The sequence below is a fragment of the Paenibacillus sp. FSL E2-0177 genome, assembly GCF_037992975.1.
Lineage (GTDB): Bacteria > Bacillota > Bacilli > Paenibacillales > Paenibacillaceae > Paenibacillus_AQ > Paenibacillus_AQ odorifer.
The window spans coordinates 2,312,978-2,337,206 of record NZ_CP150307.1 but is presented as its reverse complement, the minus strand read 5'-3'; the positions used below and the strand labels follow the sequence as shown (position 1 = coordinate 2,337,206).

General features: G+C 43.4%; 16 protein-coding genes. 6 read left to right on the top strand and 10 right to left on the bottom strand.

The genetic code is table 11. From position 1 onward, the window contains the following. Positions 1-21 precede the first annotated feature (21 nt). From MHI25_RS10305 to MHI25_RS10290, 4 genes are all read left to right on the top strand, one after another. Positions 22-1,476 carry a GDSL-type esterase/lipase family protein gene (locus tag MHI25_RS10305; protein ID WP_340395364.1) on the top strand — a complete coding sequence of 485 codons (1,455 nt, stop codon included), beginning with the start codon at positions 22-24 and terminating at the stop codon, positions 1,474-1,476. 13 nt (positions 1,477-1,489) lie between these two features. Beyond that, on the top strand, positions 1,490-2,590 hold the full coding sequence (locus tag MHI25_RS10300; RefSeq protein WP_339247680.1) for a mandelate racemase/muconate lactonizing enzyme family protein: 1,101 nt from the start codon (positions 1,490-1,492) through the stop codon (positions 2,588-2,590). A 17-nt stretch (positions 2,591-2,607) separates the two neighbouring features. Continuing rightward, positions 2,608-3,450: a sugar phosphate isomerase/epimerase gene (locus MHI25_RS10295; protein ID WP_340395363.1), complete on the top strand. Its 843-nt coding sequence runs from the start codon at positions 2,608-2,610 to the stop codon at positions 3,448-3,450. Between the two features lie 152 nt (positions 3,451-3,602). Further along, on the top strand, positions 3,603-4,763 hold the full coding sequence (locus MHI25_RS10290; protein ID WP_340395362.1) for a glycosyltransferase family 1 protein: 1,161 nt from the start codon (positions 3,603-3,605) through the stop codon (positions 4,761-4,763). Here MHI25_RS10290 and MHI25_RS10285 read toward each other — a convergent pair. The 6 genes from MHI25_RS10285 to MHI25_RS10260 form a co-directional block, all read right to left on the bottom strand. Continuing rightward, a complete protein-coding gene (locus MHI25_RS10285; RefSeq protein WP_232061246.1) occupies positions 4,735-5,199 on the bottom strand; it encodes a DUF2269 family protein in 465 nt (154 codons plus the stop codon). The two genes, MHI25_RS10290 and MHI25_RS10285, sit on opposite strands and share 29 nt — an antisense overlap. A gap of 149 nt (positions 5,200-5,348) precedes the next feature. After that, the gene (locus tag MHI25_RS10280) at positions 5,349-11,537 is read right to left on the bottom strand and encodes an SGNH/GDSL hydrolase family protein (RefSeq protein ID WP_340395361.1); all 6,189 of its coding nucleotides are present in this window, start codon (positions 11,535-11,537) and stop codon (positions 5,349-5,351) included. A gap of 360 nt (positions 11,538-11,897) precedes the next feature. Beyond that, on the bottom strand, positions 11,898-12,446 hold the full coding sequence (locus tag MHI25_RS10275) for a GNAT family protein (RefSeq protein WP_175618910.1): 549 nt from the start codon (positions 12,444-12,446) through the stop codon (positions 11,898-11,900). Between the two features lie 148 nt (positions 12,447-12,594). After that, positions 12,595-14,430, bottom strand: coding sequence for a UbiD family decarboxylase (locus MHI25_RS10270; protein WP_076124967.1), 1,836 nt, complete (start codon positions 14,428-14,430; stop codon positions 12,595-12,597). Between the two features lie 115 nt (positions 14,431-14,545). After that, positions 14,546-15,067, bottom strand: a complete 522-nt coding sequence (locus MHI25_RS10265; protein ID WP_036679239.1) for a serine acetyltransferase — start codon at positions 15,065-15,067, stop codon at positions 14,546-14,548. Between the two features lie 260 nt (positions 15,068-15,327). Beyond that, positions 15,328-19,086, bottom strand: coding sequence for an alpha-L-arabinofuranosidase C-terminal domain-containing protein (locus MHI25_RS10260; RefSeq protein ID WP_340395360.1), 3,759 nt, complete (start codon positions 19,084-19,086; stop codon positions 15,328-15,330). A gap of 224 nt (positions 19,087-19,310) precedes the next feature. Between MHI25_RS10260 and MHI25_RS10255 the strand changes: the two genes are divergently transcribed. Further along, complete coding sequence (locus MHI25_RS10255; RefSeq protein ID WP_256716512.1) at positions 19,311-19,898, top strand: GNAT family N-acetyltransferase; 588 nt, start codon at positions 19,311-19,313, stop codon at positions 19,896-19,898. A 100-nt stretch (positions 19,899-19,998) separates the two neighbouring features. Here MHI25_RS10255 and MHI25_RS10250 read toward each other — a convergent pair whose 3' ends face one another. Together MHI25_RS10250 and MHI25_RS10245 are read right to left on the bottom strand one after the other, a co-directional pair. Continuing rightward, positions 19,999-20,436: a helix-turn-helix domain-containing protein gene (locus MHI25_RS10250; protein ID WP_312148629.1), complete on the bottom strand. Its 438-nt coding sequence runs from the start codon at positions 20,434-20,436 to the stop codon at positions 19,999-20,001. Positions 20,437-20,644: 208 nt separating this feature from the next. Beyond that, positions 20,645-21,682, bottom strand: a complete 1,038-nt coding sequence (locus MHI25_RS10245) for an NADH:flavin oxidoreductase/NADH oxidase (RefSeq protein ID WP_340395359.1) — start codon at positions 21,680-21,682, stop codon at positions 20,645-20,647. A gap of 246 nt (positions 21,683-21,928) precedes the next feature. Here MHI25_RS10245 and MHI25_RS10240 point away from each other — a divergent pair, with 246 nt between their 5' ends. Then, positions 21,929-22,309 carry a VOC family protein gene (locus tag MHI25_RS10240; protein ID WP_340395358.1) on the top strand — a complete coding sequence of 127 codons (381 nt, stop codon included), beginning with the start codon at positions 21,929-21,931 and terminating at the stop codon, positions 22,307-22,309. 31 nt (positions 22,310-22,340) lie between these two features. Here the strand turns inward: MHI25_RS10240 and MHI25_RS10235 are convergent, their stop codons facing one another. Further along, on the bottom strand, positions 22,341-22,991 hold the full coding sequence (locus tag MHI25_RS10235) for a suppressor of fused domain protein (RefSeq protein ID WP_076124958.1): 651 nt from the start codon (positions 22,989-22,991) through the stop codon (positions 22,341-22,343). Between the two features lie 60 nt (positions 22,992-23,051). Further along, positions 23,052-24,143 carry a hypothetical protein gene (locus MHI25_RS10230; RefSeq protein WP_340395357.1) on the bottom strand — a complete coding sequence of 364 codons (1,092 nt, stop codon included), beginning with the start codon at positions 24,141-24,143 and terminating at the stop codon, positions 23,052-23,054. Positions 24,144-24,229: the final 86 nt, after the last annotated feature.

The window sequence follows — 24,229 nt, the reverse complement described above, 5'->3', positions numbered from 1 at the left end:
TTAGGGAGGAATTTGAACGCAATGTTGAACTTTCGTCTAAATACTAACCGTGTAGAACAAGATGCGATTTCTCAGGAAACCTCACTACTCACCCTCTATCCGCTCGAGACGGATCACCCCCGTCCTTTTATATTGGTATTGCCTGGTGGAGGTTATCAGCACTTAGCCAAACATGAAGGAGAACCTGTAGCTCAATGGCTAAACAGTCTAGGTATTCATGCAGGTGTACTAGATTATCAGGTCGGAGATTTCAACGTCTCTTCTTTGTTAAATGATGTTGAGGAAGCTCTCAAATGGATTAGGGAAGCACCCAAAGCTTGGAATGTGATCTCAGACAAAGTAGGGATGATTGGATTCTCGGCAGGAGGACACTTAGCTTCTATCTTTTCTACCACTAGAGCAGAGAAACCAAACCTTCTTCTATTAGGTTACCCTGTAATCACTTTCCAAGAGCCCCATTCGCACAAGGGAAGCCGGCTACATTTTCTTGGAGACGACCCATCACAAGCGGAGCTTGACTCCTTTTCCTCAGAAGCCCAGGTGGATTCACTCACACCTCCAACCTTTATCTGGACAACAGCGAACGATGCCAGCGTTCCCGTGGAGAATAGTCTGTTGTTCGCCTCTGCCCTGTCTAATCAGGGAATTCCTTTTGAATTACATATCTTTGAAGAAGGGCGGCATGGTTTAGGGCTTGCAAAAGAACACCCTCATTGCCAGCAATGGCTTTCCCTTGCTGAGAATTGGTTAAGGGAACGCCAATACGTTAAAGGAGAAGAAGACCTTATGAGACAACAACTATTTATTGCAGGCGATTCCACTGCGGCCATTAAAGGCGCTGGAGAAAAACCTATGACCGGCTGGGGAGAATACCTGCAAAGTTATTTTCCGACTTCTATTCAAATCCAGAATCGTGCAATTAATGGTCGAAGCACCAAATCGTTCATAACAGACGGCCGCCTCGATGCTATCAGAAAAGACTTCCAACCCGGCGACTACCTATTTATTCAATTTGGACATAACGATGAGAAAAAAGAGGATCCATTACGTTACACCGATCCTGAAACCGAATATCGCCATAATCTCATTCAATATATAGATGCTGCTAGGCAGCTAGGGGGGACTCCGGTACTGTTAACCTCTGTAAGTCGCCGCCGCTTTAACGCCGATGGAGAGCTGGACCCGTTTGCTGTAGGTGCTTATCCCGAGGTAATGAGACAAGTGGCTGAAGAAACGCACACTCCGCTACTTGATATTTTCCCAGCCTCGCAAGCGCTCTATCGTTCATTAGGCGAAGAGGAATCCAAGAAGTTATTCATGCATTTGCCAGCGAAAACACATCCCAATTACCCAAATGGGGTTACGGATGATACTCATTTCTCAGATGAAGGTGCCCGGGAAATTGCTAAACTTGTGGTTCAAGCTCTTAAACAAAATACAGCCTCATCTCTATCAAACTTACAACAACTTTTATAAGGAGTGATCAAAGATGTCTCTAATTAAAGAAGTTATTACGGAATACTATCGTATCCCTTTGCCAGAAATCATGGAGGATGCTAAACATGGCTTGCATACTCATTTTGAAGTTCCCATTGTCAAAATTAGAACGGATGACGGTCGTGAAGGTGTAGGTTATACCTATACTGGCGGATTTGGCGGCAAAGCGATCTGCTCACTAATTGCTAATGAATTAACACATATCTTAGTTGGCAAAGACGCCAGCTGTGTGGAAAGTATCTGGGAGCAGATGAACTGGGGAATACATTATGTTGCTCGCGGGGGCTTGGCTAGCTTCGCCATTGCGGCATGTGACATTGCGTTATGGGATTTACGTGCAAAGAAAGCAGATGAACCTCTCTACAAACTTCTGGGTGGCGCAAGCAATGAGGTCAAATGTTATGGTGGAGCGATTGATTTAAACTTCCCATTAGAAAAGCTCCTGCGCAACAATCAAAAATACTTAGATATGGGCCTCCAGGCGGTCAAAATTAAACTAGGCCAAAAAACATTAGCTGAAGATGTGGAACGAGTGGCTGCGGTACGCCAATTGGTCGGCCCGGATGTAGCCTTTATGGTCGATGCCAATATGAGCTGGAGTGTGGAAAAAGCGATAAAAGCCGCACGTGAATTTTTGAAATACGACATTCTCTTCCTAGAAGAACCAACGATTCCGGAGGATTATGCCGGCTATGCACGGATTGCTGAAGAAACAGGAATGGCCGTTGCAGGCGGAGAGAACTTGCGCACATTAACCGAATTCCATCACATGCTGCAATATGGTCATGTTGATTTTCCTCAACCTGATGCTTCCAATATAGGCGGAATTACGGGCTGGTTAAAGGTAGCTCACTTAACACAAGCCTATAACCTTTCCATTTCCACACATGGAATGCAGGAATTGCACGTTAGTTTGTTAGCAGCTATGCCAAATGCAGGTTATCTCGAAATGCATAGCTTCCCTATCGATCAATACACTACACGTCCGCTAGTGATTAATAAAGACAATGGGATGGCAGTTGCGCCAGAAGTAACGGGCACTGGTGTTACCTTTGACTGGGACAAATTAGCACCTCACAAACAACAATACTAATAGGAGCGATCGATCATATGAGCATTCCCCTTCAACTAGGTGTTCGAGCACATGATTTCACACAAGTTCCATTGCAAGAGTTAATTGAGAAGATTAAGTCCTATCATTTCACTCATATCCAGTTCGCACTTAAGAAATCTTTTCCTGATAGTGCCCCTAGCCTGACGGCTATAAGCCCTGGAACAGCCAGCTATTATGGCAATGCCTTTAGACAGGCAGGTATTCAGATTGCGGTTCTGGGCTGCTATGTAAATATTGTAGACACCGATCCTCACAAACGGGCGCAAGCGTTAGCCGCGTTTAATACCCATCTGCGCTTGGCCAGAGATTTCGGCGCTAGTCTGGTAGGTACGGAAACCGGAAGTGTGGGACTTGGGTATACCATAGATAATTTTACAGAAGAAGCCTTCCAAGAGGTGGTGGGATCAGTTAAGGCCATGGTGGCGGAGGCCGAACGTTTTGGTGTGACGGTAGGAATCGAAGCAGGACTTCATCATCCGCTGTACACCGCGCCCTTAACCCGCCGACTTCTGGATGAAGTCCCTTCTAACAATCTTCAGGTCATATTGGATTGCGCAAATCTAATGTCGCCTACAAATTACTTGCATCAAGAAGCTATTATTACGGAGGCTTTGAAGCTTCTAGGAAATCGAATTGCTGTCATTCATTTAAAAGACTTTATCGTCCAAGAAGGAGCCATAAAAATAGTCCCTGTAGGTCAAGGGTGGCTAGAGTTTGAGCCGATCCTTCGTTATATGAAATATGAACGTCCTCATATTCAAGGAATCCTGGAAAGCACTCCTGAGTCACATTTAGGAGAAAGCATTACCTTTTTGCAACAGATATACGAATCCTTGTAGGGCTTCATCCCATTAAAACTAATAAATCCACTGCACACCTCTTTATCTTACCTGGTGCAGTGGATTTTTATATTCTGTTTAACATCCGTTTGACCTCCATCAAATAATCGCCTGTTATGATCAGGGCATCAAGAGTACCTGGGAGGGGTTCCATGCGTCTTGCTTTATTCACGGACACATTTCTTCCGCAAACCAACGGAGTTTCACGTACGCTTCAACGATTAACCACCCATTTGAAAGAGCGCGGTATTGAACATCTGCTTTTCTCACCAAAATCTGCTCCTGAAGACAGTTATGCCGATCCCATACGTCCCATTACCAGCATCCCCTTTTTCTTATACCCTGAATGTAGACTCGCACTGCCCAATATGTCCTCTATCCAATCAGAGCTGAAAGCTTTTCGTCCCGATCTGCTTCATATGGCAACTCCGTTCAATATCGGTCTCTGCGGCCTTCGTTATGCGCGCAAACATGATCTGCCCCATGTCGCCTCCTATCATACCCATTTTGACCGCTATCTTGAATATTACCGGATGAAAAAAATCGCTCCGCTCTATTGGAAATACATGAAGTGGTTTCACCGCTCCTGTGATGCCACCTTTGCACCATCCTACGAAACCCTCGATTCCCTCCAAGCTCAAGGCTTTCATCGCCTGAAGCTATGGTCCAGAGGCATCGACTGCCAGCAGTATACCCCCAAAAAACGCAGCCATGAGGTCCGTGAGCGCTACGGAATTAGCGCACCGTTACTGCTTCTATATGTGGGAAGAATCGCCCCTGAAAAAGATATACAGACGCTTGCTCTCGCCATGCAGCAATTGCCCGAATCTACGCAATCTCAGGTTCATTGGCTGGTCGTTGGAGACGGTCCCCTTCTGCCGGAAATGCGGGCACAGGCGCCGCATAATGTCACGTTTACAGGCTATAAACATGGTGACGAGCTTGCCCAATTATATGCCTCCGCAGATCTGTTCATCTTCCCTTCCAGTACAGAAACCTTCGGTAATGTTGTCTTAGAGGCTATGGCCTCAGGACTGCCTGTCCTCGCAGTAAATGAAGGTGGGGTGAAGGATCTGGTCACACCCGGCCGCACAGGAATGATTGTCGAGCCCCGCTGCCCGGATGCTTTTATTCGTGAGATTTGTGCATATGTAGAGCACCCTCAAAAGCTAGCTGCTATGGGGCATGAAGGCCGACAGCTGGCACTCGGCCGCTCTTGGGAGAATATTTTTGATGGACTCATCCGCGATTATGAAGAGATCATTGAGAATAGGCGTTATGATCTTATACCGGCTTTACTACCATTAATATAATAATGACGATAGTAAGTACATGAACCGCCGCTTCTAGCGGAGCGATCTTGTTCATAGCGGTAGTATAACCATCAGGAATTTCTTCCCCTTCGCTGGTCATTACGAGCTGGGTTAGCTTTTTCAATCGGGGCTCAACCATTCCAATAATAATCACTTCGATCACGATAAAAAATAATAACGACAGATTTAACCACAACACCGACAAGCCCATTTTATCTATGATCATTAACAAAATACCTGTAACGATCAGGGTGATCCCACCTGTCTTAGGGAATCTGTTTATTTTCTTCATAAGACCAAATACAAAACGAAGCTGACTACCTGTCTTGGCTGAGCTTGTCAGTATTGGCAGCACAAAAGCTGGTCCAATTCCCACTATGGATGCTATAACATGTATAACTACCACAAGCTTTGAGATCATATGCGTCAAATCCATATTTACAATCCCCCCTATCATTCGTTGTTTAGATTCATATGAGGCTGTTAGGAGAATTAGTCTTGCAGAATCCTTTAAATCTTAGATAATCTAAAAAAAGCGCCTAGCCGGATATTACCGACTTAGGCGCTTTTTTAACAAATATTCAGTTATTTTACCGTAACTTTCATGATCGCACTCTCATTTACCCCTTGATCATTCAACAGCTCAGCCCGGTATTCATAGACGCCTGGAGAACGGTTAGTGATAGAAGTAGAAGCCGTTTGTGCGTTTGGGGTGCCCGCTGTTAAAGTCTGAGTATCGATCAGTATTCCGTTCTCATACAAGCGATACTCTTTGCCGTTCATCCCCCACCATAAATTCATAGTCACTTTATACTCTCCATCACCATCCCAGTTGTCATTGGACAACACCGGCTTAGCTGGTGCAGCATCCTTCACGATAACCACATGAGCAGCAGACACCGTTGTGCCAAAAGAATTGGTCAGCTCAGCCGTATAGGTGTAGGTTCCGTTTTCTTTTCCGGTAATATTAGTCACTGCAGTCTGTGCAGCTGGGGAATCATCACGTAAGGTTTGCGTGTCGATTAAGGCACCGTTCTCATATAGCTTGTAGACCGTACCATTATTGCCCCACCACATATTCATTGTGATTTGGTAATCCCCGTCCAAAAGTCCTGTATCCTGCCCATTATTATTGGATAGAACCCATTGCCCCGGAACACCTGTAGCCTTCTGAGGTCCACTTACGAACACAATCACTTGTTCTGTCGTCGAAAGTCCAGCGTTATTAATGGCTGTTGCGATGAACGTATGCGCTCCCGCAAGCCCTGTGAGTGGAATCTCATCTCCATAAACGACAGGTTTACCATCAAAGGTAATATCCAGACTGCGAATGCCAGACTCTGGATCTTCCGCTACGACCTGCACCTTCAATACATCCGTTTCACTCATTTGAGCAGAAGGTAAACCAGAAATCGTAGGTGGTGTAGTATCTTCAGTTTCTCCCGGTGAGCCTACATATTGAATTTTTGGAGCCGCTGGTTGTTCCATCCCTTCACCAAGAAAGAATCCAGGGTGCGGAGGTTGATTATAGCCTACATTTTGCCAAGCTACTGCCAGGCGGTAGATCGGATCATGCATCAATGTGCGAATACGATAATCTGTCATATCCGTTGTTGTGTAGATCCGTAGTTCAGAACTGTCCGTTGCCCGCCAGATCACTTCTTCACGCCAATCCCCGAACAGATCTGCCTGCAAGCTTGGATTCGCCTTGGTGCCATTATTTGAAGAAGCACCTACAGCCGTCAATAAGTTAACCGTTGTCTGGTTGGTATAGTCCCACTTATCCACTCGATTCGCATCCAGTAATTCACGTAAAAGATCACTATCCCACCAAATACCAAAATTCGTGGAGGAAGGCAGTTTTTTAGTGATTAGTTCCCCTTGCGCACTGTATAGGCCCGTAACAGGTATATGCTCCTCATTGGTGATCGTTGCAGCCCATACCTCTTCGCCAGCATATCGCGGATCAATATCTGCTGACATTCCCCGTCCAGTATCAATCCCCGTGAATACACCCCATAATATTTCTCCTGTAGCTGCATCACGCATTTCAATCCCATACTTCGAATCGGTATGCTCATGAACATCAAAGACTTCCAGCCCGGGTCTGGTAGGATCAAGGTCTCCGAAATGAATTGCATCACCATGGCCAAGCTTTGTATTATACAGCGGCAATCCGTCATCGTCGATTGCCATCGCGCCGAAGGTTATTTCGTCCTTGCCGTCGCCGTCCACATCTCCTACAGAAAGATTGTGGTTTCCTTGACCAACGTAGTCTCCATATCCTTCATCATTAGAATCGAAACGCCATACTTTCTCGAGCTTGCCCTCGCGATAATTGTAAGCTGCAAGTACGGTTCTAGTATAATAACCGCGGCTAAAAATCACGCTTGGCTGCTCGCCGTCTAAATAAGCTACAGCTGCCAAAAAGCGGTCTACACGGTTACCATAGGTATCCCCCCAAGCGCCAACATCTCCACGTGGCGGATCATAATCAACGGTATCCAATGCCCGGCCTGTTGCCCCTTCGAACACCGTTAAATATTCATTGCCCAGCAGCACATAACCCGAACTGTTACGATAGTCTGCACTGGCATTGCCGATGACTTTTCCTTGACCGTCCACTGTGCCATCTGCCGTCTTGATCATAATTTCGGCACGTCCATCACTATCCAGATCATATACCAGGAATGGAGAATAGTGTGCGCCGGCACGAATATTAGGCCCTAAATTAATCCGCCATAAGCGAGTTCCATCTAATTTATAAGCGTCCATATAGACAAGTCCAGTATACCCAGCTTGAGAGTTATCCTTGCTGTTCGAAGGTGACCACAACATGATGATTTCATATACACCATCACCGTCCAAATCACCTACACTTGCATCTCCCGCACTATACGTATACGGTTGACCATCCTTGGTGTAATCATCTGCTGGCTTTTGCAAAGGGATCGATAGATATTGCTTCTGCCATACGCTGAATGGTTCCGAAGCAGATTTCTCGACTCCATTGATTACTGATGTGATTCTATATTTGGCATCCTCCGTGCCTTTAGTATCGAGATAGTTCGTGTTTTGAGTAATCAACGAATCATTAAGTTTCTTATCGCCACGATACAGATTGAATCCTATCGTTTCCGGATCCAGACCTAACATCCGCCAGCTGATATAAACACCCTCATCTGTCTTAACCGCTACAGGCGCACGATCCAGCGCCTCCATCTTCCGGTATAAAGTTGTCACCGCTGAGGTTTCCAACGTAGCGGATAGATCAGAGATGCCGCCTGCATTTACCGAGGCTACTTTGTAATAGTAAGGAATGGTAGTCAGAACGGTCGTGTCTGTGTACGAAGCTTCGAATGATTTGCCGATCAGGATGAACTCACTGTCTGAGGATTTCGCACGATAAATGTTGAACATCCGTGCATCCGGTACCTCATTCCAAGTAAAGGTCACATCATTTTTGTTCGTAGATTGTACAGCTAGACCACTAGGTACGGCTGCTTTTGCTACGGAGGGGTCAATCATAGACACTTTTAGCGCATTGGAGCCTACAGATTCCAGTCCCGTGCTGTCGACCGAAGTTACCGTATAGATATATTCCATACCAATATCCGCAGTGGTATCTGTGTAGAGCGGCTCTGTTGTTTCGCCCAGCAGCTCTGCACTATTCGCAACCGTAGCCTGACGATATACACGGTATTTCAGCGCACCCTCCATACTATCCCAAGAAAGATTAGCAGTGATAGGCTCACTGTTTAAATCCAGGCTACCCAGTTTCAGATTCGTTGGGGCTAATAATAACGGTGTGATCTCCAGCCCATTGAGATGAGCGGTTGTGCCACTAAAGACAAGATTCATCTGCCCGTCTTTGACAGCAATCTGGTTATACAGCTTCTCAGCAATATTTTCCTTACCTGAGGAGACTGTTCCGTAATCTTTGCCTTCAATGGCTACATTCGTCTTGGCAGATCCAATCCAATCTCCTGTATAGGTCTTAACAGAATAATAACCATTGGGTAAATCAACTTTGAATTCATACGATCCTCCAAAATAAATCACAAAATCTCTGCGCAGATCGTCCGTCGCATTTCCCCGATCCCGATCAATCATCCCTGCACTCGAGGTCAAACCATATCCACGTTCTGGGGTATACAGGACATTCACATTCACTTCCGTATAACCCGCAGCAACGGGTGAACCAACAGGTCCAAAATCATAACGATACTGAGCGGATTTCGTAGTCAGCTTCACTTCATCTGAAGGCTCAGACTCTCCTAGCCCGTTCACTGCAGTCACTCTTACCGAGTAGCTTTGACCTTCAACCAACCCGCTTAATGTCAATGAAGGGACAGTTGAAGTTCCCGCTAATGTATAAGCAGATTCGGCTTCTGCCGCTAGCTTACGATAGATTTTATAGATATCTGTACCTTCTACTTTATTCCATTTCAGTACTGCACCTGCATTACTGATACTCCCAGCTACAAGACCTTCAGGCTTCACAGGCACCGTTTCCGGCTGTTTGATGTCCTGCACAAAGCTGGAGAGTGGAATATTTAATTCCCCTATTCCTTTGGCCAGCAGACGGGCCATTTGAATGGCTCCGTATTCTTGAAAGTGAGTATCGTCTGTCGAGCCATTTGGGAAAGCACCATATATCCCTGCATCGAGGTGAAGGAATACAGAGCGTGTAGCTGCAAAACCGATAGAATTGTAAAAAGCTACACTGAGTGCGCTAAGATCGACCAAATCAACATCAAGTTCACTTGCTACCTCTTTCATAGCCTGCACATATTCTGGAAAGCTCACATTGAATTTTTCGCTCGCAGCATTATAATCTCTGCGCCCCATGGGGGTCACCAGAATCGGAGTTGCTCCTCTTTGCCTAGCTCCATTGACATATGTTTTTAAATAAACTTTGTAATCGGCTGGAGAAGCATATCGGTCTGGAACGCTAATCGTTGCGTCATTATGACCAAACTGGATCAGGAAATAATCACCCGGTTGGATCTTACGCAGCACTTCATCCAGCCTTCCCTCGACAATAAATGACTTAGAACTGCGGCCTCCGATAGCGTGATTCTTAAACGTTACTTCCTCACTAAAGAAATCAGGAATCATTTGTCCCCAGCCTGCCTGTGGTATCCAATAAGGATCATAAGTCTGCACGGTTGAATCACCCGCAATATAAACCGTTGGCAATTCATTAGCAGGACGGTCTGGCTGCTTAGTAATCACCAGTGCATTGATATTTGGCTTAGTGCCAGAGAACACCAAGTTCATTTGTCCATCCACCAAAGCAATGTCAAAGCTCATTTCCAAATACTGGCCTGCTGTTTTGCTCGTCTGTTGAACTTTTTGAATGGATTCGACTTTGATGCCAATCTCTGTATCTCCGGCGCTGTCACCAGCGATAAGTGACACTGTATAATCGCCATTCGGTAAATCTACATTAAAAGTTGCATCCTTAGGGACCACAAAATCTGATCGCAAAGGATCTGAGGTTCCTCGGTCTACCCCAGTTACTCTCGATATATCTGTAAATCCATATTTAACCTCAGAGGAATAAGATACCCCTGCATCTACCTTAAGATAACCTTCAGCCACAGCACCCGGACCAAAATCAAAGGAATAAACATCCCCTTCTGGCAAAGTTCCAGGAGGCGTATACACGGCGCTTTCCACCTTGTTAGATAGCTCTGATTCGCCTTGGTCATTGGCTGCCTTCACCCCATAATATTGCTGTTTTGAGGTGTCCGCTGAGGCATCCGTAAATATCGTCTTCTCTGACTGACCAATCTCATGGAATGTTCCATCTGCTGAATCAGACCTTAAGATCGTATAGCGGCTAGCTCCAGCCACACTGTTCCAATTCAGTTGAACAGAACTTACACCGACACTGACAATTGAAAGACCGGTTGGTGCTGCGGGAACCTCTACCCCCGGAATTTTGTCTACGGTCACAGATGCGCTCAAAGCAGACTCCTCACCCTTTCCATTTACTGCTGACACATTGTAAATGTAACCACTGCCTTCATTTACATCTGAATCCACGTAGCTGTTAGCAGCAGCTTGACCTATGGCTTGAAGGCTTCCACTAGGAAGAACCGTTCGATAAATATTGTAATAGACTGCTTCGGTCACGCTGCTCCACCCTAGAGATACCTCAGTGGGAGTGATATTATGAACCACTAATCCCTCAGGGGCTTTCAATGGACCTGGTACAATCTGCTGAATAATTAGTCCATTTAAATATCCGCCAACCCCTGTACCCGTAATGCCGACGGTCAGTTGACCATCTTGAACAGTCGTCCGGTAGGTAGCTTGATTTACAGCTTGCTTGCTGCTTATCGACCCAGCCGTGCTACCTTCCAAAGTAATCGTAGTTTTGGTTGTACTTGTACCCGCTAGTAAATCTCCTGAGTATACAGTCACATCGTAATCCCCATTAGGAAGATCCACCAAAAAAGAATAGGACAGTCCCAATACAAAATCGTTGGTCATATCGTCTCCACCCGAACGATTCCTTGAAGCAACCGCCTGATCTAAACCATACCCTAGCTCATTCGTATATAACTTAGATTCATGCACGCCTGTATAACCACTCATAACAGGACTTGTTGCTGTTCCAAAATCATATTGCAAGGTTATTGGACCTGAAGCTGCACTGGCCTGTTGCACCCCAAATGTTGTAGATGGAAGTATTGATGAACAAATGAAGATCCACGACAATAACACCATAAATATTTTATTTCCAAGCTTATTCCTCTTCATCTTCCGTGCTTCACCCGCTTTCTTATGATTGAAAGAACTTAGTACGCATCTAGCCCCGTTGTAGTAAACGCTTACAATAAGCTTCGTTGTCATTCGTTCTTCAAATATAAGTTCACTTCGTGCGCGTATCCCCTCCTCTTTGCTCAGGAAGCTGGATGGTAGATGATTCCAGTTTCACTCATATCCAACACGATACTACCACCTAAGTGTCACTCTGAACATTTAAAAAACAGATTTTATCATACACTAAACCGTTCAATTTCTTCGCCTATAGTTATAAAAACCTACGATTTGGGAAGAAGTTAGGACAGAAGAATCAGTGAGGGGACACCCGCTTTTGAGATTACGACAACAGTTTTGCTATTCCTTCATCCTTAACCATTCGCTTCTGAGCAATCCATAGGAATAAGTATCATGCCAGATTGGCTCTCCATTACTATCGTATTTAAAATAACCCGTCTGCAAAAAATGTCCTTCTCGACGAAGCTTCAATCGTTCAAGCAGTTTCCATGAGCGTGTATTTTCGGGATCACAGTTCGCAATCACACGTCTCATTTTCAGATTATCAAAGCCATAGTTTAACAATTGATTACAAGCCTCTGTAGCATACCCGCTTCCCTGAAAATCAGGGTTAAAAACATATCCAAATTCCCAAACGCCAAAAACCTTTGGTTCGCTCGCTTGAAAATATAAGTTGCCGATCATTTTTGTCGTAGATTTAAGACAGACTGCCCAAAAAGCACGGTCCGATGACCGTCTGAGCGCCTCAGTGCGAGATTCATCTGCATTAAACACGGAATAGGGCTCATATTTCACAACACTTTCTTGCGACAAATATTCATGAAGGTCTTTCCAATCCTCTGCTGAGAACCTTCTAATCCATAAACGTTCGGTTTCCATAATTTCCATCAGAACAACACTTCCCCAATATTAATAGTAAATATATACCATACACCCCATAATACCCCTATTCCTTTTTTATTTCATATGAGTAAAATCATTTCACAAACAGCAAAAAGACCTCCTTGGATTCCCAAGAAGGCCGATGAATGTTTCTCTATATCTTAACTCTGCTTAAACTGCCACCTGACGCAAATAATCGTTCGATATGCTTCTGAACGGTTGGGTCTGGGATCAGTGGCGGGGCTTGATGGGGTTTTACCCGAGCATCAATAATCACGTTATCACAGGACCAATGTTTATACTCAGTAGAACTGTTCACTCCATAGATATCATGAGATGGATTACTGCGGGTGAATGTCGCCCATAGGAAATTGTCGATCTTTTCACTCAAAAACTCGCTATCATCACACAAAATAATCATTGGGCAAGAAGGAAGTGACCCTTGCTCCTGAATAGCTTCACTAAGCTTGTTCATTTCCAGTGCTGCTTCAGCGTAGCTTGTGAATTTAGCGCCTTGAAGGGCAACAAGACCAGGCATCACCATTCGTGCATGTTCAAATCCCTGTAATTCTTTCAGCAGGCCTGGCACCTCTGTACATAGCTCTCTTTTCTTATCCCCTACTGCTGCGAAGATCACTTTACTTCCGCTGTTTAATCCTGTGCCGGAATAATCAAGTGTATCAATCGTGGTATTGGTATAAAAATGAATATCTCTATGAAGATTAATCCGCTCTAAGATATACGTCAAGAAATCCTCGATATTATGTGTGCTGATAGGCTGATTCTCTTCTGCTGTAATAAACAAAAACTTAGCTAAACTAAGCTGACCCGTCCCTAAAATCCGGTTAGCAATGGTCAGAATTTCTGCTGGCTGCTTTACTTGCTGATAAGGCGTATAACGTTCACTGCCAATGGCGAACAGCAGGGGATGAACACCCGCAGCATCGACTGCATGAACTTCTTTGACGCCCGGAATTTCTTGGCGGATAGCCCCACCTGTCAGCTCGTGAATTAACTCACCAAACGCGGTATCCTCTTGTGGCGGCCGGCCGACAACCGTAAATGGAAAGATTGCATTTTTTCTGGCGTACACTTTATGTACTCTCATTACTGGGAAAGGGTGAACCAAGCTATAATAGCCTAAATGGTCGCCAAAAGGCCCCTCCGGCTTCGTCTCACCAGGGTGAATTTCACCTGTTATTACAAAGTCCGCATCATTGCTGATACAATAACCATCCACATAGCTATAGCTGAAATGGCGTCCTGAAAGTAATCCTGCAACGATCATCTCACTCATTCCCTCAGGCAAAGGCATAACCGCCGATAAAGAGTGAGCGGGTGGTCCACCGATAAAACAACTTACTTTAAGCGGTTGTCCTTGGCGGTTCGCTTTTTCCTGATGTACGCCAATGCCGCGATGAATTTGATAATGAATGCCCACTTCTTTATTTAATTCATACTCATTTCCAGTCAGCTGCACACGGTACATTCCCAGATTGGAGTTCATAATGCCCGGCTTGTCCGGATCTTCTGAATACACCTGCGGCAAGGTTACAAAAGCACCACCATCTCCCGGCCAATGTGTGATTAGCGGAAGATCAGAGATACTAATTTCCTGAAAACCGCTTGGCAGACCCCCTGGCTTTTTAATCGGCAATGCTTTTCTCGCGGATAATCCGGTACCAACATATTTAAATGGATTTTTGAGTGCTTTTACGGGATCGTTGCGAAGGGCAATTACGTTATGTGTGGAGTCCCAAGTCCGCCGAAAGATAAACTTACTGCGCTCTATCGTTCCAAAAAGGTTAGATACGGCCCGAAACTTCGAGCCTTTTACATTTTCAAATAATAATGCAGGTCCGCCAGCCTCATAAACCTTTAGGTGAATCGCCGCCATCTCTAGATAAGGGTCCACTTCTTCATGAATACGAACTAAATGTCCGTGTTTCTCTAAATCATTAACACACTCTTCTAAATTGCTATATTTCATTTCATTACTCCGATCTCTAGAAGGTTATTACAAGATTACTTGGATGCTTTAATTATACCCTGTAAGATATTAAAATAAAGCGCACGCGTACCCTATGTACTAGAACCTAACGTCTTTATCTTGTATTCTCTGGTTTCGGTTCACTCCGCAATATATTTTTAGCAGGAATACCTACAGCCGAAGCGTTATCCGGCACATCCTTTACCACGACAGACATGGCCCCGATATTAACATCGTTACCAATGACAACCGGTCCAAGAATCTTGGAGCCTACTCCAATAAAAGCTCTGTCTCCAATCACTGGCTCTCCTAAGTTATTTCTCCCGCCAATAGTCACTTGATGAAAAATAGTAGCATGGCTTCCAAGCACCGCTTTAGGACTAATGATAATCCCATTTAAACCATGCGGTAAATGAAGCGCGTCACCAATTTGAGCTTGAGCGTGAAGCTCGCCATTCGCAAGAATACGGACAAAAAGCACATCCATTATTCGATACAAAAGCCACAAAGGTTTTCGCACGATGCCATTCTTCACTCGATAATACACCCAATTTCCATAACGATAAGTAAACAAGGCCATAATCGTTTGAGGATTTTTCAGATTTGCTTTCCAGTCCGTTTTGAATGATTTCATCATTTTATCGTTCTCCTTTTTAGGGGCTAGGGTATGCACTGTATTCTGGAGTAATGAAGGCAACTGTGGATAAAACATCTGGGAGGATCGCGGGCTGGAGGGTCAGTCGGTGATTGTACTTTCACCAGTGTAAGATAGATTCTGAGATTCATCAAGCAAGTGGGCAGTTCTCTCTATATAATCATCAACCGATTTAGAGGCTTGTTAAACAACAACACGCGCCGAACAAAAAGATCGGCGCGTGTTGAACAGCATATTTTCTATTAAATCAGATCCAGAACAATCACATTCACGGAATTGGCAGCTAGCTTCACAATTGCCGTGTCTTTATCAATTACGATTTCCGTTTCAACTGGTGTAACCTTCTCATCATTTTTTCTGTTCACATTAGGTGTGTGAACCAGCGAGGCGTCTCCGGTTAAGGTAATCCGTTTACCCGTAGCAGCTACTTTTAAGCCTTTTAGATCAAGCTTCGTTGCTTTTTCTACACCATCCGCATTTACAAGCTTCACATAAAGATGCTTATCATCTTTAGTTACGGAATTGTATACCTCTCTGTTATAAGCCTCAAGCTTATAATCCAGTACTTTGCTTGTTACCTTGCCATCTGTATAAGAGCAAATCAAATGTTTGCCATCTGCTCCGCCATAATTAACGGTGATGGTATATTCCGTATGATCCGCAAGCTCTTCATAGCAACTGGCTCTAAGGTTACCAGCAGCGGTACTAGAGGAATAATCGCCGAGAGTATAAGCCTCAATCCCTTGCTTGTACACCTTGACTCCTGTGGCATCGCCATTGTAGCCAATCGCATATTCGATAACATCTTTATTTTCCGGTGAGATTTCTGTCAGACCTGCGCCTACATAGAAGCCATCTTCGCCAGAAGCTTTTTCAGCTACAACCTCTACTTTATAATTAGTCCACGCGTCATTAAGGATATACAATCCATTCAATCCGCCATTCTGCGCTTTCAATACCAGACCTTTGGAAGGATCAATCGTATATCCGGCAGAGCCAGGAATCACTTTCCAAGCTTCATCCAGCGGCTGCGTGAAATCTTGATCCAACCATACACTGCCATCTACATTCGAAGTCACTTTCACCCGTTTCACGATCACAGATGATTTCCCCGCAGCCACTTCAATTCCTCCATGAGGAATGAGGTCTACCTTCTCCCCGTTGCGATAAGTCGAAAATGAGGTGCCAACCACTTTGGTTCCCAGGTATTTAGCATACAGCTGCTGAACATAATAGTTCGGTGTGTACCATACGGTTTCATCATCGAACCAGATGCAATCCGGTGTCCATCTATAGGTGCCATCTGTCAGAACCTTGTTGAACAACGGTGCCGTTGCCGCCAATCTAATCACATCAGAGTTATTCTCGAAGCTGGACATAATCGCCGCCTCAGCAACAGCTCCTGCCAATGTGTTTTTATCTGTGGAAGCATATTCACCCACAAAAACCTTTGAAGTTTCAGCCTCATCCAAGCTGCCGTCTTCCTTATAGGCTCTGTAATAGTAGTTGTAACGATCAGCATTCTCTAACAAATATTCATTGGAACGGTAGTAATGCTCATCCGCAATGGTATCCATGTAGTTCTTTTGTTTTTCGTACCAGGTAACAGTCTCTTCGATGCTCGATGTACCATCCGTAAAGCTGATTTTTTCCGAGCCCTGTAAATTTCCGCTTAGGAATTTCCAACCTTGCTGGTAAGCATCATCATCTGCCTGTGCACCCACGGTAGAGAGAATAGTCAATTCATGATCAGGATAGTTCTTTACCATATACTCATCAATCACTGTTTTAAAATATTCGAAGTTGGCGAAAAACTCTGTACCCCAGTTTTCATTCCCCACACCCAAATAACGCAGATCAAACGCTGCTTCATGGCCCATCTTTTTACGCAATGCAGCCCACTCATTATTGTCAAAATCCATGCTAATCGCAAAATCAATCAGATCCGTAAAGTTCTTCACATAATAATCTCTTAACGCACCGCCAGCTGGATTCGCATAATCCGAACGAGCTTGACAGAGTACGCCGCAGGCCATAACCGGAAGTGGTGTTGCGTTCAAATCCTCGGCTAATTGGAAATACTCCATATATCCAAGACCCATGGTCATCATGTAGCCCCATACGTTATAGTTCTCTTTGCGCAATTCGATATCGTTGACGGACTCTTTCCAATCGTACACGTTCTCCCAAATGTGAGAACCTTCAGAAATACAACCCCCAGGGAAACGCAGGAAGGTAGGATGAAGATCAACGAGTGCATTCACTAAGTCTTTTCGCAATCTATAGTTTGAATTTCCTTTATAGTTAGCATGAGCTGTAGCAGAACGTTCCTCTTCACCAGCGCCCCAAACGTCATCAGGAATTAAGGAAACCATATCAATGGAAATCTCACCGTTAAAGGTTAAAGCCAACTGACCAAGTACAGTTTCAGACCCTGTTAATACAAGCTTAGAATCGACACCATACTTCTTCCAGCTGCCGTCACCATTTACTTCAACAACTGCAGTATCGCTGATGGCTTTACCGTCTTTGTCGAGCAGTTGCAAGGTAATTGTGCCCGCTGCTTCTGCCTTCGCCCAAATCGTGAAGTTGTACTTGGCATCTTCCTGAATAAACATCGAGCAGTGCTGATTGGTATCGGCAAAACCTCTATTATTAATCGTCGCGCCATCCGCTACCGTCACATAATGCGCATTCATATCTTTATCATCGATGCCGAAGAAATCGTTTAATCCGCCTGTATTATGGACAGTCATTTGGTCTGTATCCCCAGACCATGCGTGAAGAGGTGTATAATTTCTTCCGGTGGAAGCACCATGTACACCACATACATGCGAATAGCTGTCAAAAGCAAAAGATTCGAAGGAGCGATTCTGCACTAGCTCTGCATAGATCCCACCGTCTGCTGCATTGTTAATGTCCTCATAGAATAAACCATATAGAATTTGGCTAACATCCAAAATCTCCTGATTGCCGTCAATCGTTAAGGTGTAAGGTGGCAAATCTTCCGGAAGCACAGACACAGTGAAGCTCTTTTCTACTATACTAGCTCCCTTTTTCAAGTGTGCTGTAAGTGTTACGCCTTGAGCAGATTGAACTCCTTTATTCACAACGCCTTCATTAGAAATGACTTTGGTATCGCTGGATACCCAAGATACGTCAACTTTCCCGCCCATCAGCGAAGCTGGCAATTCGATATCTTTGGTAATAATCGAGCTTGGGAAGGTTAAGTATTTATCTTTTGCAAGCTTAACGATATCTTCATCCGTCAAAGATTCGCACATAATTTCAATCACTTCATCTTGAGTTAAGCCTGCTTTATATACACGGAAGTCCGAAATATAGCCGCCAAAATCAACATCTGCCGCGTACTGGGATTTCCCGATTGTATTATTGCTATAATTCAGTTGATCTTCAAAAGTAGCAAACCATGTGCGCAGCTTAGCATATGTGCCACTAGAGGTTTGGCTGATCATGCCATCCGCAACTACTTCACCATTTACATACATCACAGGTCCTGCACTGCTTAGTGTTCCACCTTTTGTGCCTGTAACTGCAAAGGAAACGTGTACCCATTCATCAGTCGCAAAGGATTTCCCTGGATCTGCAATTAAGTCTTCCCCTGCAAAACAAGTGCCCCGCAAATTGCGGGTTACAAAAAGATAAGGTCCTGTTTCACCTTTACCAAAATCAAAAATTCTTTCCCATAAGCTTGAAGCTTTGCTTACATACATCCAGGTCGAAATCGTAATTCCTGTATGGTCACTGACCTCTTTAAGCAGATCGTTAGGTAATGAAATATAGGATGTGCCATGTTCTCCCCCAGCAAGCGAAACAGCTTGTCTACCTGCTACGGATTTAATAGCCGGCAGCTTCGTACCTGAAGCGGTTCCATCATTGCCGTTCCCCGAGAAATCTTGACCTACATCCTCTGGATTATCAAACTTATAATGCGCAATTAGACTACCATTAATAAATTTGTTACCGTTGTCATTTTTCATAGAAGATCACCTGTTATCTTTATAGTAGAAATCTTAAAAACCTAACCAAATTAGTTCATTGCCGTTTATACGAAACATAATAACATATTTTATAGTCAATTAATATATTAACCAATTAATATTTATGTGAAATAAAAGAAAACATTTTTTATAATCAAATATTACCAAATCAATCAATTGTTTCATGGTAAAATATCTGTTAGTTAATAAAGGAGTGGTGAAAGTTGAGCGAGGTTGTGAATGAAGAGGCCAATTCTAGTGATTTATTTACGATTGATTGTAAAGATATTTTTCTGCGGGAGTATAGCGTGGAGGATTTAGAGGAGTTTCATGCGCTTACTCTACAGCCTGAAATTATTGAATTCTTGCCAGATTGGAATGTTCCTAAAGAACAACGGTTGGACTGGTTAATAAACTATGAAATAAAAGAGAACCAGCAGTTTCTTCAAGCGATCTCAGCGGGCGGAGATATCGGAGAGCTTCGTCTTCGTTTAGGCATTATTTTAAAAGAGTCCGGTGAGTTTATTGGTTGGTGTTGTACAGGAATTAAGGATGAATTGCCCGTTCCTAACAGAGAGATTATGTATGCCATATCCAAGGATCATCGCGGTAAAGGCTACACTACTCAAGCTGCCAAGGGATTAATTAAGTATTTGTTTGATAATAGCTCTACCGATGTATTAAACGCCATTGCTCTGAAACACAATATCCCGTCTAATAGAGTCATTCAAAAATGTGGTTTCGAGCTTCTTGACGAGATTACAATTGAACATGAAGACTATAATTATTACCGGCTTTCCCAGCAACAGTAGAATGAACAGGTAGGATGTAAATAGCGCCCCACACTAAAAAACCTCTGTATGGGAAATGGAGATTCGGTCCATTTACCAAAACAGAGGTTTTATTGTGAATTCATGACTGTTGCTTCATGCGAAGCATTTGATCCAAAAGCTCTTTCACATCTTTTTCTGGAAAAGCTGCAAGCAGGGTCTCTTGAAAGGTATCTTGTGCACGGAGGAGCTTGTCTTCGCCAATGGCAGTCAAGGCAGTATAGATACTTCTGCGATCAGCATCACACGCTTTTCTTTCTAAAGCGCCACAGCCTTTGGCCTCAAACCGACTAACCAGTCGGGAAACTGCGCTCTGGCTTAAACCCACCATAGCTTCGAGCTTCTGCAATTTCAGTTTCTTCTCCGGCGCTTCCGACAAAAATAACAGCAAATAAAATTCTTTTAAGGATAAGCCATGTTTGACTTGTAGATTAGCTTCCAATTCATTCGTCACATTCATTTGTATATGCGTTAACGTCAACCAACTCGTTATAAGTTCATTGTTAAGAATGTCGCCCATTTTATTATTCATCTCCCGGGTGTATGGCTTTTCATGATTTTTTCCTTCTATATAATAGTACTACAATCCACAACCATACATAAAGTATAGGTTCGATACTTATACTTTATTTTATTTAAAAAAAGAGGAGAGACCGTTTCTCCAAGAAGCCGGCCCCTCCACACTTTACAATTATTTTGTTTAGACTTCACACCATTTAAATTAGTCTTTACCCATTAATTCTTGGAAACCCGAAAGAATATTGTCTGGGAATACCAGCATCTTTCTGAAGCTCAACCCCTGCTTCCAGCGTCCAGTATGGATTTCTCAACATGCCCCGGCCCACGGCAACAAGATCAGCTTCCTCATTCCCAATCACGGCATTAGCAAGTACAGGCTCATCCAATCTGCCAACCGCAATAACCGGAACATTCAAGCCATACTTGATTTCTCTGGCCAAAGGAACCTGATAAGCTGCATGCGTCCCTGGTTTCCCGGCAGCTGCGATAGGACCTTCACCACCTGCACTGATATGGAAAATATCTGCGCCTGCTTCTTTGTAAGCTTTACTAAATTCCAAGCTTTCTTTGATACCGTACCCGCCCTCAACATATTCTTGAGCGGAGATACGCATAATCAATGGCATTCCTTCCGGCATTTCACTTTTTGCTGCGCGAATGACTTCTGTACCAAACAGTGTTAAATCCTTGCCATATTCATCTGTTCTTTGATTGGTTAGAGGGGAATGGAACTGATGAATAAGGTAACCATGCGCTCCATGAAGCTCGATAACATCAAATCCCGCTTGTATCGCCCGCTTCACGCCCAACCGGAATTTCTCAACCATAGTTTTCACTTCTTCAGTTGTTAAGGCACGTGGTGTTTTGGAGTCAGCATCAAAAGGAACGTTAGAGGAGGATACAGGAACTGCTGCATCTTCTGCTTTACGTCCGGCGTGTGCAATTTGAATACCTACTTTAGCGCCATAAGAATGACAAGCTTCAACGATTCTGGCCAGTGCAGGAATTTGCTTATCAGACCAAATACCAAGATCAAAATCAGTAATCCGGCCATCAGGCTCCACGTCCGTCATTTCAATAATAATTAATCCGGTTCCGCCAACAGCGCGGCTTACGTAATGATTATAATGCCAATCCGTAGCAATTCCGTCTTTGTTAGACACTGAATACTGACACATTGGAGGCATAACCACGCGGTTCTTCAGCTTCAAATCCTTCAATTCATACGGGGTGAACAAGTCCTTCATGATATCTCTCCTCTTTATAAAAAACTAAGTATAGTATGATCAATGCTTCCAGTGAACATGAGTTTCTAAGTTCATCTTATATAAAATATTTATAAATGCATGCTCATGCATGTATATTATTATAGAATAGCGATGGTGTCAACCGTGAATAATCTTCTGCTTAATGGAAACTCCATGTATTGTTGAAAATTCTAGCTTAAGGTAATATATGGATATCTATTTTTCTTTGAAAGGATGACCTCACTCGTGGACAAAAAGCTCTTACAATCGCATAGTATTTTCCCTACGTTGAATATCGAGCAAACCGCTGCCTTCTACAGCCAGTACTTAGGTTTTAAAGCTGTGCCCTATTTAGATACACAAGAACCACATCTTTGTTTGTATCGTGACGATACAGAGATTATCCTTACGCAATCCCATGGACAAAAGGTCATTCCCAATCGAGAGTTGTACGGTTATGGATACGATGCCTATTTTATTACGAAGCAGCAAGAAGAGTTGGAGAAGGAGTACGAAGCCGCCGGTGTTCATATTGTTCGTTCTTTATCAAACACCGATTATAATAACAAGGAATTTGTGATTGAAGATGTGGATGGTCGCTGGATTGCTTTTGGAATCAAAAAATAAAAAAACGGCTCTCAGCCGTTTTTTCTTGTATTTAAAAGAGTCCCCATAACTTCTTACAACTATTTTTACGGGAAGGATCCAAAACATCCGTAACCCCAATCTTATTTAACTTGTGTAGTAACTCTTCCTCGCTATGCTTGATTTTATAATCTAACTCCTCCCCATAGAGCGGAATTAACGTATAAAAGTGCACCACTTTCTCATGGCTCATTTCTAAATTAAAGAAACCGGCTTTATCTTTTACATCTGGAACCCAAACGAACATCCCTTGAAATCCTGTATCCTCACTATAAGGCTGGGCGGGATTACCGTTCACAAGCGTATGCCCCATATAAAGCCATGTATTATATTCATGCGGAAACCTAGCCATTGTTTTCAGGGCTCGAATCGGCCAATAATTCCGTTCATCCTTAAAAGCCTCATCCGACAGCTTCCAGGTAGGAGGGAGACAAATCATTAGTTCAGCATATTGATATTCTTCTGCACCTTCTGGCACCGTCATCGGTAATTCGCTCATTCCAGAGGTAATTAAAGTATAGAAGTTCCGCTCAGGCGTCGGATCAAGAATTAGAATATCTATCGACAGAACACCTGAAATAATTTCTTTAAAAACATTATCAATAACACCTATGTATTTTTCAATATGATTACATATTTTCTCATTAGACTGAGCAGAATGCATTCATAATTCCCTCCCTTATATATGTTTATCGGTATAAACAAAGGAGAGTTTATTGCTAATTTACAGAATTTCTTCTCCACTACCATGGATCTCACAAAAATCTTTATGAACCCTACTAATTAATGCCGAATAACCTTGCCCCTGATCTAAAAGATGCTCCACAAGGAACTTACTTATAAGCTCATTTAAGCAAGTATGAATTTCACAGGTTCTTTGTTTTAAATTCTCTCCTTCCTCATAAAGGGGCAGATCGCTAAATGACATATGTGTAGCCTTTCGTATTTTCAGAAAAGATTTATATCCGTTCCAATTCTGAAAAAGCGCCTCTTGTCCTTTGATGAAATCATTTGCCAGTTTCTCCTGTAATATATTACTTAAGGATTCTAAGGTCGAGGCCTTTTGCCTTAATACAAGAAGCGGCACAGTATTGTTCTTCTCTTCATTCTCAATATATAAGTGCATGCTTGCATCTAATAAAATAGCAGCTTTAATTCTATCGTCTTCCATAGTTAAATCTAATGCAGTAGCACCGCCGATGGAATGGCCGATAATACCAATCTTATTCATATCAAATAAGCCCTTCACATCTTTATCCATAGAATTAAGCGTGGACAGGTGATCCAGAACGTATTGAATATCTTTTTTTCGAATGAAAATTAAGTTATGTAAATCGGTATAATCCGCAGCTTTTATTTGCCTCATGGCTTCGGATTGATTAATAAATTCTCCACTAGGGCAAACAGTAAACATAGCTTCGTACGCAGCACTGACCGTTACCACTATGAAACCTTGCTTGGCCAGCGCTTCTATATTATAAATATACATATCTCTATCTAAACCTAATGCAGGTGAGTAGATGATGACTGGATAGGAGCGTTTGGATTTGCTTTGAAAGGTCCGATCGCTGATTGAGGTAGATAATGTATTTATGATTTCCATGTTCATGCCAATATCTTGTAGAAGCTCTCTCGCCTGTTGTTCACAGGGCCCGAAAAGCTCCATATATTTCATTGCAAATGCGTTTTTATTTAATACACCCTCTGTATCCGGATAATAAATACTTATAACTATTTTCCTTCCCTCTGACTCTTCTTGGAACGTTTCCGTGCGTGTGTAATCCTTCAATAATTCAACTTTTCGAAAAACTCCCATTGCCCCACCCCATCCTTCCTAATATTCTATATTTTAATTGATTTTCCCATTTACTGAAATGCAATCTCCTTAATGTCCATAATTAT